This window comes from Salmonella sp. SAL4457 (assembly GCF_046548235.1).
Lineage (GTDB): Bacteria > Pseudomonadota > Gammaproteobacteria > Enterobacterales > Enterobacteriaceae > Salmonella > Salmonella enterica.
Map to the genome: position 1 here is coordinate 1 of NZ_JBGDZO010000847.1, position 256 is coordinate 256.

Consider the following 256-nt stretch of genomic DNA (forward strand, 5'->3'; position numbering starts at 1 on the left):
TAATAGGCGAGCGCGCTGCCCAGTCCGCGCGCCGGCGTGAGATTCGTCAGCAGCGGCTCCTCGTCCTTGTCGACGCCGCGGGGATTGATCGCCTCATCCCACGACGCCGGATCGTCGAGCCCGCTGGTCCCGATCTGGCCCGGGTTGCCGTAGTGATAGATCTTGCCGACACGGGCCGACACATATCCCGCGCCCTTGAACGCCTGCGGCAGCGTGATCACGTCCGGCAGCACCGTTCGAAAGTCCGTCACCAGAT

At 66.0% G+C, this 256-nt stretch carries 1 protein-coding gene; it reads right to left on the reverse strand.

Translation table 11 applies throughout. The features are described 5' to 3' along the window. Nucleotides 1–256 (reverse strand): hypothetical protein (locus tag ACLJNW_RS26575; protein ID WP_410961562.1); only part of this gene is annotated, 256 nt, incomplete at both ends.